Origin of the sequence: Chryseobacterium sp. Mn2064 (assembly GCF_049319685.1) — a bacterium.
GTDB lineage: Bacteria > Bacteroidota > Bacteroidia > Flavobacteriales > Weeksellaceae > Chryseobacterium.
Genome location: NZ_JBMOUE010000015.1, coordinates 1 through 230, shown reverse-complemented (window position 1 = coordinate 230; position 230 = coordinate 1). Strand labels below are relative to the sequence as shown.

The 230-nt window shown below is 46.5% G+C and carries 1 tRNA gene; it reads right to left on the bottom strand.

The annotated features are described in order from the left end of the window. Window positions 1-2 precede the first annotated feature (2 nt). A tRNA-Thr gene (locus ACL9RH_RS23875) sits at window positions 3-76 on the bottom strand. Window positions 77-230 lie beyond the last annotated feature (154 nt).

The window sequence follows — 230 nt, the reverse complement described above, 5'->3', positions numbered from 1 at the left end:
TGAGCCTCCAGAGGGATTCGAACCCACGACCCCGAGATTACAAATCACGTGCTCTGGCCAACTGAGCTATGGAGGCATTTAATATTTAGACTGAAAGCGATTGAGAAACTCTACTCTACACATTTCAGTGTTAAAAAGCATCACCTTTTACAATGATTTTTTTGAGCGGAAGACGGGGGTCGAACCCGCGACATTCAGCTTGGAAGGCTGACGCTCTACCAACTGAGCTA